Source organism: Thermodesulfovibrio hydrogeniphilus (assembly GCF_054657355.1).
This window is the reverse complement of sequence record NZ_BAAHYW010000001.1, coordinates 1,417,487-1,430,567: the sequence shown is the minus strand read 5'-3', so window position 1 is coordinate 1,430,567 and position 13,081 is coordinate 1,417,487. Positions and strand designations below refer to the sequence as shown.

The 13,081-nt window shown below is 36.9% G+C and carries 11 protein-coding genes; all 11 read left to right on the top strand.

Annotation, left to right across the window (positions count from 1 at the left end; all coding sequences use genetic code 11):
• Positions 1-5: 5 nt before the first annotated feature.
• From ACYQ3P_RS07175 to ACYQ3P_RS07125, 11 genes are read left to right on the top strand one after another with little or no spacing between them, the layout of a single operon-like run.
• Positions 6-1,451: a menaquinone biosynthesis decarboxylase gene (locus ACYQ3P_RS07175; RefSeq protein WP_460177247.1), complete on the top strand. Its 1,446-nt coding sequence runs from the start codon at positions 6-8 to the stop codon at positions 1,449-1,451.
• Positions 1,411-5,607 (top strand): acyl-CoA dehydratase activase, encoded by a 4,197-nt coding sequence (locus tag ACYQ3P_RS07170; RefSeq protein ID WP_460177246.1) that lies wholly within the window; start codon positions 1,411-1,413, stop codon positions 5,605-5,607. Before ACYQ3P_RS07175 ends, ACYQ3P_RS07170 begins: the two co-directional genes overlap by 41 nt.
• A gap of 5 nt (positions 5,608-5,612) precedes the next feature.
• A complete protein-coding gene (locus tag ACYQ3P_RS07165) occupies positions 5,613-5,708 on the top strand; it encodes a 30S ribosomal protein bS22 (protein WP_460177245.1) in 96 nt (31 codons plus the stop codon).
• 14 nt (positions 5,709-5,722) lie between these two features.
• Positions 5,723-5,938 carry a hypothetical protein gene (locus ACYQ3P_RS07160; protein ID WP_460177244.1) on the top strand — a complete coding sequence of 72 codons (216 nt, stop codon included), beginning with the start codon at positions 5,723-5,725 and terminating at the stop codon, positions 5,936-5,938.
• 2 nt (positions 5,939-5,940) lie between these two features.
• Positions 5,941-6,954: a uroporphyrinogen decarboxylase/cobalamine-independent methonine synthase family protein gene (locus ACYQ3P_RS07155; protein WP_460177243.1), complete on the top strand. Its 1,014-nt coding sequence runs from the start codon at positions 5,941-5,943 to the stop codon at positions 6,952-6,954.
• Between the two features lie 20 nt (positions 6,955-6,974).
• Positions 6,975-7,601, top strand: coding sequence for a dTMP kinase (gene tmk / locus ACYQ3P_RS07150; RefSeq protein WP_460177242.1), 627 nt, complete (start codon positions 6,975-6,977; stop codon positions 7,599-7,601).
• A 3-nt stretch (positions 7,602-7,604) separates the two neighbouring features.
• Positions 7,605-8,564 carry a DNA polymerase III subunit gene (locus tag ACYQ3P_RS07145; protein ID WP_460177241.1) on the top strand — a complete coding sequence of 320 codons (960 nt, stop codon included), beginning with the start codon at positions 7,605-7,607 and terminating at the stop codon, positions 8,562-8,564.
• The gene (locus ACYQ3P_RS07140; protein WP_460177240.1) at positions 8,557-9,312 is read left to right on the top strand and encodes a PSP1 domain-containing protein; all 756 of its coding nucleotides are present in this window, start codon (positions 8,557-8,559) and stop codon (positions 9,310-9,312) included. Before ACYQ3P_RS07145 ends, ACYQ3P_RS07140 begins: the two co-directional genes overlap by 8 nt.
• A complete protein-coding gene (gene metG / locus ACYQ3P_RS07135; protein ID WP_460177239.1) occupies positions 9,299-11,188 on the top strand; it encodes a methionine--tRNA ligase in 1,890 nt (629 codons plus the stop codon). Before ACYQ3P_RS07140 ends, metG begins: the two co-directional genes overlap by 14 nt.
• Positions 11,185-11,859 (top strand): RadC family protein, encoded by a 675-nt coding sequence (gene radC / locus ACYQ3P_RS07130; protein WP_460177238.1) that lies wholly within the window; start codon positions 11,185-11,187, stop codon positions 11,857-11,859. The genes metG and radC overlap by 4 nt, the downstream gene beginning before the upstream one ends.
• 3 nt (positions 11,860-11,862) lie before the next feature.
• Complete coding sequence (locus ACYQ3P_RS07125; protein WP_460177237.1) at positions 11,863-13,062, top strand: TRM11 family SAM-dependent methyltransferase; 1,200 nt, start codon at positions 11,863-11,865, stop codon at positions 13,060-13,062.
• Positions 13,063-13,081 lie beyond the last annotated feature (19 nt).

The following is a 13,081-nucleotide window of genomic DNA, read 5'->3' as shown; positions in this document are numbered from 1 at the left end:
CATATATGGCATACGAGGATTTAAGAGAATTTTTGAAATTGCTTGAGCAGAAAGGACTGCTTCACAGAGTGAAAGCAGAGGTTGACCCTGTACTTGAGATTGCAGAAATCACAGACAGAATGAGTAAATCTCCAAATGGTGGCAAAGCTTTATTTTTTGAAAAGGTTAAAGGCTCTGAGATTCCAGTTGTTACAAATATTTTCGGCTCCTTTGAAAGGATGTGCCTTGCCCTTGAGGTTGAAAGCCTTGATGATGTTGGCAGAAGAATAGAAAAACTGCTTAAGCAAACTCCTCCAAAGAGCCTTAAAGAAAAAGTTCTTGCTCTTTTTGAACTTATTGAAGTGAGCAAATTTTTGCCAAAGAGAGTTAAAAATGCACCCTGTCAGGAAGTGATTGACAAAGAGCCTGATTTAAGCAAGCTTCCAATTCTTAAAACATGGCCCCTTGATGGCGGAAGATTTATAACTTTTCCAATGGTTTTTACCCGTGATCCTGATACAGGTATGCAGAATTGCGGAATGTACAGGATGCATGTTTATGATGAGAGAACAACAGGTATGCATTGGCATATTCATAAAGATGGCGCAACGCATTATCGTAAATACAAGGAGCTTGGAAAAAGAATGCCTGTTGCAGTTGCAATAGGTGGAGACCCTGCAATAATTTATTCTGCAACCGCTCCGTTACCTTATGGTGTAGATGAGATGCTTTTTGCAGGATTTTTAAGAAAATCGCCTGTTGAGATGGTAAAATGCGTAACCTGCGACATTGAAGTTCCTGCAAACGCTGAGATTGTGCTTGAAGGCTATGTTGACCCAGAAGAGTTAAGGGATGAGGGTCCATTTGGAGACCATACAGGATTTTACTCGCCTGTTGATAAATTTCCTGTTTTTCATGTAACCTGCATCACCCACAGAAAAGACCCAATTTATCCTGCCACAGTTGTTGGGAAACCTCCAATGGAAGACTGCTATATGGGAAAGGCAACGGAGAGAATATTTCTGCCGCTTCTTAGATTGCAATTTCCAGAAATCATAGATATGAACCTACCAATGGAAGGCGTTTTCCACAATGCTGCCATAATTTCAATAAAAAAGCAGTATCCTGGGCATGGTAAAAAAATTATTCACGGACTTTGGGGAATGGGACAGATGATGTTTTCAAAGCTCATTATCGTTGTGGATGAAGATGTGGATGTTCAAGACCTTTCAACAACTGCATGGAAAGTGCTTAATAATGTTGATTGGCGCAGAGATGTCATCATTTCAGAGGGACCCCTTGATGAGCTTGACCATGCAGCAAGTTTTCCAAGATTTGGTGGAAAGATGGGAATTGATGCAACCAGAAAAACCAGAGAAGAAGGAATGATGAGGGATTGGCCAGAGGAGATTAGTCAGGCAAAGGAAATAGTTGAGCTTGTTAATAAAAGATGGCAAGAATATGGCTTCTGAGCTTTTGCTTGGAATTGATGTTGGTAGCGAAACTGCAAAAATTGCAATAATAACACAAAACAGCGAGCTTGTTGAAAAATTATATCTCAAACATCTTGGCAAACCTGCTGAAGTTGTATCAAAAATTCTCAAAGATTTAATAAAGAAATATCAAAAACTAAAAATAACTTTCACTGGTGTCTCTGGAAGATTTATTGCAAAAACCCTTAATGCTCCCTATTTAAATGAAATTGTCTCGCAGGCAACAGCTACCTCATTTTATTATCCACAGGTAAGAACAATAATAGAAATTGGTGGGGAGGATTCAAAGCTGATTTTTCTTGACCATGCTGGAAGAATAAAAGATTTTTCCCTAAACAGCATCTGTGCAGCAGGCACAGGCTCTTTCCTTGAACAGCAGGCAGAAAGGCTCGGGCTGACAATTCAAGAATTCAGCGAGCTTGCTGTCAGATCTCAGAAACCATCAAAAATAGCTGGCAGATGCAGTGTGTTTGCAAAGTCTGACATGATTCATCTTCAGCAGATTGCAACTCCTGTGGAAGACATCATCGCAGGGCTTTGCTATGCGCTTGCAAGGAATTTTAAAGCAACTATGTTCAAAGGAAGGGCAGTTGAACCTTTGGTTGCCTTTCAGGGAGGTGTGGCTGCAAACAAGGGAATGGTGAAAGCCTTTAAGGAAGTTTTGAATGTTGAAGAAATTCTTATTCCAGAGCATTTTGAGGTAACAGGCGCATTGGGTGCTGCTATTAAAGCAAGGCTTTCAGATGTCTATCTTGATGATAAAATAATTAAGAAGCTGAGCCAGATAAAGGCAGACATTGAATACGGACTTCCACCTCTTAAATTACTTGATGTCTCTCTCACCAAAGACAACTTATCCCAACCACCAAAAACCAACTACGAGCCACGAGTCACGAGCTACGAAGCCTATCTTGGAATAGATGTTGGTTCAGTAAGCACAAACATAGTTTTGCTTGACGAAGATGGAAATTTACTTACCAAGAGATATCTTTACACCTCTGGAAAGCCAATAGATGCTGTAAAAAGAGGATTGGCAGAGATAGCTGAAGAATTCATAGATATTAAGATAAAAGGCGTAGGTGTTACAGGTTCTGGCAGATATATGATTGGTGACTTTGTTGGTGCAGACATTGTTAAAAATGAAATCACAGCCCACGCTTATGCTGCGGTTCATTTTGACAGAACAGTGGATACTATTTTTGAAATTGGCGGGCAGGATTCAAAATATATACGCATTAATGACGGAAAGGTAATAGACTTTGAGATGAACAAAGCATGTGCTGCTGGAACAGGTTCATTTTTGGAAGAGCAGGCTGACAAGCTCGGTGTTAGTTTGCAGGAATTCCAAAGCCTTGCATTTTCATCTGAAAAACCCTGCAGACTTGGTGAAAGATGTACGGTTTTTATGGAAAACTCCTTAGTTATCAATCTTCACAGGGGAGCAAAAAAAGAAGATATCATTGCAGGGCTATGTTATAGCATTGTAGAAAACTACATAAACAGGGTTGTAGCAGGAAAACCAATCGGAAAAAAAATATTCTTTCAGGGTGGAGTTGCATTCAATAAAGCAGTTATTACTGCCTTTGAAAACTATTTAAAAACGAAAATTTCTGATGATTTTTGCATAGTTGTTCCTCCACATCACGAGGTTATGGGAGCCATTGGAGTAGCTTTGATAACAAGGGATTTGATGAAGAATGGAAGAGTTAGCAATTTCAAGGGATTTGATATTAAAAACAAGTCCTACAATATCTCTTCCTTTGAATGCAGTGGCTGTGCAAATCATTGTGAGATAAATAAGGTAAAAATTGATGGCAAGGAAGGTTATCTTTTCTACGGTGGAAGATGTGAAAGATATGAAAGAAAGGATATAGATACCAAAATTCCTGATCCCTTCAAAACAAGGGAAGAGCTTTTGTGGAAGGCACATTTTGAGTATGAGGAAAAATTTAAAGAAAGAAAATCGCCTGTAATTGGAATTCCTTATCTCTTCTTTTTCCATGATTATCTTCCGTTCTGGAGCACGCTACTTTGGGAACTTGGCTTTAAGGTAGAAGTCTCAGGCAAGACAAACAAAGAAATCATCAACAAGGGCATAGAGAAAACCCTTTCTGAGGCTTGCTTTCCAATAAAAGTTGCTTACGGACATATTGCAGAGTTGGTTGAAAGAGGCGTGGATTTAATTTTTCTGCCAAGCTTTGCAAATATGAACATTAATGATGAATATCAGCGAGGACTTGCATGTCCGCTTGTTCAGACTATTCCATACATAAGCAAGGGAATCTTTAAAGAGATAAAGATAATAACGCCAAGAATAGATTTTTCAAGGGGCTTTGATTATTTAAAGAAAGAGTTAAAACAAGCATTCAAAGGCTTAATTAAGACAAAAGATTTAGACAGAAAAATTTCCATTGCCAACAAAAAACAGCAGGAATTTTTAAAATCACTAAAAAAAGAGGGCATTAAATTCATTGAATCAGCCAAGACAAAAGATTTTGGGCAAACAGCAACAGTAGTTATAGTTGGAAGAGCATACAATGCCTATGACAGGTCTGTCAGCCTTGATGTAGCTGGCAAATTAAGACGCCTCAATGTACTGCCTATTCCTATGGATATGCTTCCAACAGAGAAAATCAGCATAAAAGAGGAGTGGGATAATCTTTATTGGCTTTCAGGACAAAGGATAATCAGAGCAGCAAAGTTTATTAAGAAACTATCAAATACTTATCCCGTATACATAACTAACTTCTCCTGTGGTCCTGATTCTTTTATAACAAACTATTTCAAAGAAGAATTGGCAGGGCATTCCTATCTGATACTTGAGATTGATGAACATAGTGCGGATGCAGGACTTGTAACAAGGCTTGAAGCCTTTATTGATAGCCTTGAGGGAAGAGAAAGACAGGATAGAGAAAAGTTTTTATTTATTCCGTTTATTAAAAGACAGCATTCTGATTTGTCAAAAAGAACTGTTTACATTCCCAGAATGGCTGAACATGCTTATGCCATTAAGTCAGCATTTAACTTCTGTGGTATAGATGCAGAGGTGATGCCTACCTCAGACAAACAATCCCTTGAACTTGGCAGAAAACACATCTCAGGGGGTGAGTGTTTTCCTTATCTTGTAACCTTAGGAGATATGCTAAAAGTAGTTCATTCTTCAGATTTTGATCCGAATAAAACTGCCTTTTTTATGCCTTCAGGAGCAGGTCCCTGCAGATTTGGGCAATACAATGTCTCTCACAGAATGGTTCTTTCAAAATTAGGCTACGCAGATGTCCCTGTGTATTCACCTCAGCAGGATAGTCAATTTTACAAAGATTTGAATATTGCAGGTGGAGAATTTTCTTTAAGGGCGTGGCAAGGAATTGTTGCTTATGGACTTCTTCAAAAGCTTTTGCTTCAGACAAGACCCTACGAAAAAAACAAAGGAGAGGCTGATGCAGTTTATGAGGAATATACAATAAAAATCTGCGATGCTCTCAGAAGCAGGAATTCAGATATTGAAACTTTGCTAAAAAATATGAAAAGGGACTTTGAAAATATCCCAAAATATAAAGAAGAAAAACCTCTCATCGGAATTGTAGGAGAAATATTTGTCAGGTCCCATGAGTTTTCAAATGAAAAATTAATAAGAAAGCTTGAAGCACTCGGTGCAGAGGTTTATCTTACACCGCTTGAAGAGTGGATTCATTATGTAAATACTGTAGCTTTAAGAAAAGCTTTGATAAAAAAGGATAAATCTGCTATTATAAAAATTCTTGTGAATAAATTTTTCCAGTGGAGGGTTGTAAAAAAGTTTTCATCTGATTTTAAGGGGTTTCTAAAATTTTTGCACGAACCTTCCATCAGGGAAATATTTAAATTTGCTTCACCATATATTCCTGACTGTTTTGAAGGAGAAACAGTATTGAGTGTTGGTAAAAGCGTGGAACTTATAAAAAAAGGCGCTAAGGGAATTGTAAATACAATGCCTTTCGGATGTATGCCCGGTGCAATTGTAACAGCTTTGTTAAGATTCATCCAAAAAGATTATAATATCCCTATAGTCTCGTTATCATTTGATGGTTTGAATTCAACAGTAAATGAGCTTTGGCTTGAAGCCTTTATTGAAACAATAAAACAGGGGAGGTGAACTGAGTGGGAAGCGTTCTTAAGTGGAGAAAGAAAAAAATGAACAAACACAAATACAGAAAACGCCGCAAAAAAATGAGAGCCCAAAGAAGAAATAAATAGTTAAAGGATTAAAAATGAAAGACCTGCTTGCCTTAAAAGAGCAGCTTGCCTTGATTGAAAAGGAAATCAAAAGCTTAGCTGAGAAACTTGACCAGATTGATAAAAAGTTAAGCTTAATAGAAGATTTAGACCTTGAAATCAAGGCAATAAAGCTTTTTTTAAAAAGGAATTTTCCTGACTTTACGAGAGAATATCCTGAGATTCTCAAAAAAATCAGGGCTAAGGAGTAATCATGACTTTTGAATCCTTTGCTACAACTGGCATAGGAAGCATGCCTCATTTTGAGGCTTCAAAGGCATGCGAGTTAGTATTTGATTACTTTGATATACCCTTTTGGCCTCAACTGCCTAAATTATCAAACAGGGAGTCCATGATTGCGCAGTTTTCAGAGGGACTCCCTGGAATAGTCGTGGAAAATGAAAAAATACACCTATTGAAGGACGAGGAAAAAATTACCGAATGGCTAAGCTTATATACAGATGACATGGTCTCGCCCATGAGCAGAGATTACGCTCATGGGCTTTACGAAATTGCAGACAGGCTAAAGGGAAATCGCCTGAAATTTTTCAAAGGACAAATCACAGGACCTGTTACTTTCACTCTCTCCCTTAAAGATGAGGAGGGCAAACTTATTTACTTTGATGAAACATTAAGAGAGCTGGCATTACTTCATCTTAAGGCAAAAGTAAAGTGGCAGATAGATTTTTTGAAAAATTTTGCCGACGAAGTAATTATATTTATGGATGAGCCGATTCTGCAAGCTGTTGGGACATCTGCGTATATTTCAGTAGAGCAATCTGAGGCAATGAGATTGATTAACGAATTGGTTTGCTACATTAAATCTCTCGGAGTCAAAGTTGGCATTCATTGCTGTGGAAGGGCAGACTGGAAGGCAGTGCTATCTACAGGCATTGATATACTTAACTTTGATGCTTTTTCGTTCTTTGACTTCTTTAAAATCTACATTGACCAAATAGCTGAATTTCTAAACAAAGGCGGAATTATTGCATGGGGATTTGTTCCAACAACTGATGATATTTATAGCCTCAGTGATGATCAGATAATAAAGCAGGCAGTGGACAAAATCTTAGAATTTTTCAATGAGTTATCACAATCAACTGTCCAAAAGCCTCCTGCTACCATATTAACGCCATCCTGCGGGATGGGTTCATTGGATGAAGATGCAGCAGAAAGAGTTTGCAAGATTTTGAAAAATTTAAAAGAGACTTTAACAATAAGGGGCTGAGGAAGTCATTAATTTTATAAATGAAAAAGGGCATTTTTATAACCTTTGAGGGAATTGAGGGCTCTGGAAAAACAACTCAGGTAAAACTACTTGCTGAAAGACTAAAAGAGCAAGGCTTTAAGGTCATAAAAACTTTTGAACCCGGAGATACTCAAGCAGGTGAAAAAATTCGTGAAATTCTTCTTTCACCATCTATAAACATAAATCCTTTAACTGAGCTAATGCTTTATTTTTCAGACAGGGTTCAGCATGTGGAGGAAAAAATTAGACCTGCGATTAATCAAGGCATCATTGTCATATGCGACAGATTTACGGATTCAACTGTTGCATATCAGGGATATGGGAGAGGATTATCCATTGAGCTTATTGAAGAATTGAACTATATCCTTCTTAATAACTTCAAACCAGACTTGACAATTCTATTGGATTTACCCGCAGAGATTGGTCTGTCAAGAAACCAAAAGATTAACAAAAGAGACAGATTTGAGATGGAAGATATCGCATTTCACAATAAAGTAAGAAAAGGATATCTTCAAATTGCCAGCTCTGAGCCTGAAAGGATTTTTATTGTTGATGCAACAGAAGATGTCTCAGAAATCAGCCAAAAAATATATGAAATAGTGCGAACAAAGGTTAATATTGGATAGATAATGGCAGATATCAAAATTATGAAAGAAATTATTCATCATCATAGAAGGGCGATTAAAATTCTTGAAGGCACAATAAAGACTGGCAAAGTTCCGAATGCTTTTATTTTTATTGGAGACCCTTATGTAGGGAAAACCGAGACTGCAATAGCCTATGCAAAGGCTTTGAACTGCCCTGAAAATTTGCAATCCTTTCATTATTGCGATATATGTCAATCGTGCAAAAAAATAGATTCGGGAATCCATCCAGATGTAAAAATTATCGCTCCTGAAAAAGACACTATTACTGTCAACACAATAAGGGAGTTGGAAGAATTTGTAACTTACCGAATTCTTGAGGGAAAGTATAAAGTTATTATCATTAAGGAAGCTCATAAAATGAATATTGCCGCTGCAAATGCCTTTTTAAAAACAGTTGAAGAACCACCATCCAACACTACAATAATTCTAATATGTGACCATATTCATTCTCTGCCTGAGCCTCTTGTTTCAAGATGTTTCAAAATTCATTTTTCTCCATTGTCCAGAGAAATCATGGAAAAAATTGTCTTAACATATTTAAATGACAATCAGACTGCTGAAATTCAGACATTATTAGACTTGCTAATGGGGCGTCCCGGATTTTTGACTTCGGGAAACATTATAGATACCATAAAATGGTTTACAGAAACCCTTGAAAATTTAAATAATAAAAAATCACCATGGAAAGACAACGAAGAAGTTAAACTATGGATAGACTTTTTCTGCATACTAATAAGCGATATAATTAAAGTCAAGATTATCAAAAAAGGCAAACAAATTCTGCCTGTTGAATTAAATTTAAAAAAAAGCTTAACATTACAGCAAATGTTTGATTTATTTGATAGACTTCAGGAGATAAGAAAAAATATTGATTTAAATCTCAACAAATCTATAGTATGGAATTATACAAAAAACTTGATGAACGGAGTTGTAAATGTCTAACATTGCACATCTTAAAATAAAACCCTTCGGGAAGGTTTATCGTTATAAGAATGAAATTGAGAGCCTAAAGCAAGGAGACCTCGTTGTTGTAGAAGGAGATTTTGGATTAACAATTGGTGAGGTTGTAGCTATTTCAGATGGGGACGAACAAAATCTCAAATCAGTAATCAGATTAGCAACGCAGGAGGATTTGAAAAATTTTGAAAATAATTCTTTCACTGAAAAGGAAGCCTACGAATTCTGCCTTGAACGAATTAAAAAAAGAAAGCTTCCTATGAAACTTCTTGTTGTTGATTGTGCTTTGGATAGAAAGCGGATTATTTTCTATTTCACTGCAGAGGGGAGGGTGGATTTTAGGGAACTTGTAAAGGACTTGGCTGCAAAATTTAAAACAAGAATAGAGTTACGGCAGATTGGCGTAAGGGATGAAGCTAAGTTTCTTGGAGGCATTGGTGTCTGTGGCATGGAAATTTGCTGTAAAAAATTTATAAGCTTTTTTAAGCCTATTTCATTGCAGATGGTAAAGGAGCAAAATGTTGTTTTAAATGTATCTAAACTCTCAGGCGTATGCGGAAGGCTAAAGTGCTGCCTTAGACACGAGTTTTACGGTGAAATAGAAGAAGCAATTGATGAGGAAATTACAATTGCTGAGGAAGAAAAGGAGCCAGAAATCAAAAGAATTTCACATATACTAAGCACTGCAAAGGATGATGACGAAGCTAAAGGAGGCAAAGATGACGGAAAATAAAGGCTTTTACATCACAACGCCAATTTACTATGTAAATGACATTCCCCACATTGGTCATGCCTACACTACTGTTGCAGCAGACATACTTGCAAGATACATGAGGCTAAAGGGAAGACGTGTATTCTTTCTCACAGGAACAGATGAGCATGGACAGAAAGTTGAAAGAGCAGCAAAGCAGAGGGGCAGACAGCCAAAAGAGCATGCAGACATAATGGTTGAAAACTTCAGAGCCCTTTGGAAGGAATTAAACATAAGCAACAATGCGTTTATAAGAACAACTGACGAGGAACATAAAAAGATTGTTCAGGAAATTCTACAAAAACTTTACGATAAAGGCGAGATTGTAAAAAGAAAATACTGCGGAATGTATTGCACACCCTGTGAGAGATTCTGGACTGAAAAGGACCTTGTTGAAGGAAAATGTCCTGACTGCGGAAGAGATGTTGAGTGCATTGAAGAAGAGAATTATTTTTTCCTAATGTCTAAATATCAAAACGCTCTCATAGAATACATTGAGAAAAATCCTGACTTCATACTGCCTGAGACAAGAAAAAATGAAGTTTTAGGTTTTCTAAAAACAAAACCTCTCGGTGACCTTTGTATATCTCGTCCTCGACAAAGACTTGAATGGGGAATCTCACTTCCCTTTGATGAAAACTATACAACCTATGTATGGTTTGACGCATTGCTCAATTATTACTCAGCCTTAAAATATCTCGCACCTCAAGACATTCAATGGTGGCCCCCAGACCATCACCTCATAGGAAAAGACATCCTCACTACCCATGCTGTTTATTGGTCTACAATGCTTATGGCTCTTGAAATGCCTTTGCCAAGAAATATTTTTGCCCATGGCTGGTGGACTGTTAAGGGTGCTAAGATGTCAAAGTCTTTGGGAAATGTTGTAAATCCCTCAGAGGTAATCAAAAAATATGGAGTAGATGCTTTCAGATACTTTCTTTTTAGGGAAGTATCCTTTGGTCTTGATGGAGATTTTTCAGAAGAGGCATTAATAAGAAGGATAAACAGCGATCTTGCCAATGATCTTGGCAATTTGGTCAATAGATTTTTGGTAATGAACGAAAAATATCTTAATGGCGAGGTTACTCCAAAATGGAATGATGAAGAGTTCACAGCACAAATCAAGACTCTGATTAAAGAGATTGATAATGAAAAACTTTGGGACGAGTTTAAGCTAAACACAGTACTTGAAAAAATCTGGGAAGTAATCTCTTCTGCAAACAACTACATTGCAAAAACAGAGCCATGGAAACTGGCAAAAGAAAACACTGATAGACTCACTCAGGTGCTGTTTAATATCTGGAACACAATAAGAGTAGTGACCGCATTTTTATCTCCCTTCATGCCTGATACAGCATTAAAAATATGGCACGCTCTTGGTTTGAAAGCTCTCCCAATTGATAACACAATGCTTATGTGGGAAGTAGAGCTTACTCCAACAAGGACAGAGAAAATTGAACAGCTATTCCCAAGAATTGAAATGCCAAAGGCTGAACAACAAAAAGCAGAGAAAAAGGAGGAAAAAGTGGAAGAATTGATAAGCATTGAAGAGTTCATGAAAATAAAGTTAAAAGTAGGCAAGGTTATATCAGCTGAGAAAGTTAAGGGCTCAAAAAAACTCATAAAGCTCATTGTGGACATTGGCGAGCAAAGACAGATTGTTGCAGGAATTGGAGAGCATTATAGCCCTGAGGAACTTGTTGGCAGATCAATAGTGGTGCTGAGCAACCTTAAGCCAGCAAAGCTCATGGGCGTTGAATCACAAGGAATGCTTCTTGCAGCAACAGGACAGGATGGGACTGTATCCATCCTTACATTAGACAAAGAGGTAGCCCCTGGCGCAGGAATAAAATGAGCTCGGTTAGGGAATGGCCAGAGGATGAAAGACCGAGGGAAAGACTGATTAAGCATGGAGCGCAGAGCCTCACAGATGCCCAGCTACTTGCAATAATCTTAAGAACTGGCTCAAACAAAAAGACAGTGATTGAAACAGCTATTGAGTTACTACAGCAATTTGGTGGACTTAAGGGAATTGAAGAGGCATCCATTAAAGAGCTTAAATCTTTCAAAGGACTTGGTATTGCAAAAATTGCACAAATCAAAGCATCCTTTGAACTTGGAAAAAGAGTGCTTAGCCAAAGAGCTGTTGAGCAGGTTTTCAACTCAGCATCAATTGTATTCAACTATTTTTATCCAAAGATAGGCAACCTGAAAAAAGAAGTATTTATAACGCTTTTACTTGATACAAAGCTCAAACTCATCAGAGAAATCAAAGTATCAGAAGGCACACTTAATCAGTCACTGATTCATCCCAGAGAAGTATTCAAAGAAGCTGTGAAAGAGTCAGCCTATGCAGTAATACTTGTTCACAATCATCCAAGCGGAGACCCGACTCCAAGCGAGCAGGACATAGAAGTCACCAAAAAACTCAAAAAAGCCTCAGAAATCCTTGAAATCAATCTACTTGACCATGTAATAATTGGAAATGGCAGATTTTTCAGTATGAAGGAAGGGGGAATAATTTGAGCCATGACAGGTAAGGTTGACAATATGCCTTTTGTTCTTCCAGATATTAAAAGTCATTTATTCCCTTCTAATTATAAGTTACTTCCTAATACTACTGAAATCTTTGAACTTGAGTTTGCTTTTTATGAATATCATTTACTCACTAAAGGGGAACTGATCAAAAGAGGCGCATTTTTTAAAAGTATTGATGATATTCCAACACATCATTACATAATATGTTTAAATAATAGCCCCCTGATATGGGAAGGAAGGTCTGAAATAGTGAAAGCTTATTTTAAGGAGGGTAATTTTTCCACAGGTTATGCAACACACGGACTTTTCCCATACAGAGGTAAGTTTCATCCTCAATTAATAAAAGGTTTATTAAATATTTTAAAAATCAAACCCGGAGATATAGTGCTTGATCCTATGTGTGGAAGTGGAACACTTAATGTTGAAGCAAGTCTAATAGGTATTGATTCTATCGGAATTGAAAAAAGTCCTTTTTGTGTTTTGATGAGCAAGGTAAAATATGAAGCATTAAAAATCAGTACAGAGATATTAGACTCTATATTAAAAAACATGGAAAAAAATTATAAAATTTTGTTATCCTCTAAAAACTTACCTTTAGATTTCTTATGCCAAAAATCATTTGACCCTGAAAAAATGATAACACTTCTTGCCTTTTTGGATACAATGGGATATGCCAGAAGATGCAAAAAAAGTATAGATACTCTTTTTCCTTCTGTACTAAAAAGATACGTAAGCCAGATTAATTTCTTTATTAATGTAAGAGATAAACTTAATCTAAAGATGGGTAATGCAAGATTTGAGATTGGAGATGCAAGAAACCTTCCATTAGAAAACCAAACTATAGATGAGATTATTACCTCTCCACCCTATTCATTCGCAATTGATTATGCAGAAAATGACCGTCCTCAACTGGAGTATTTAGGATATGATGTGTCTGACCTTAAAAACGAGATGATAGGCTTAAAAGGCAAAACCAAAAAGGAAAAACTTGCAAATTATTTTGATGATATGTATAAAGTCTTATCTGAGATGTACAGAGTGTTAAAAAAAGATAAATATGCAGTTGTAATTATAGGTACAAATGATATTCAGACAGGTGGGATAAGACTTGAGACCAAAATTGAAGATATGGCAAAAGAAATTGGGTTTAAATTAGATCAGAAGATAGTAAAGCCAATAAAAGGAATTTAGAATACAATGAAGGATGAGT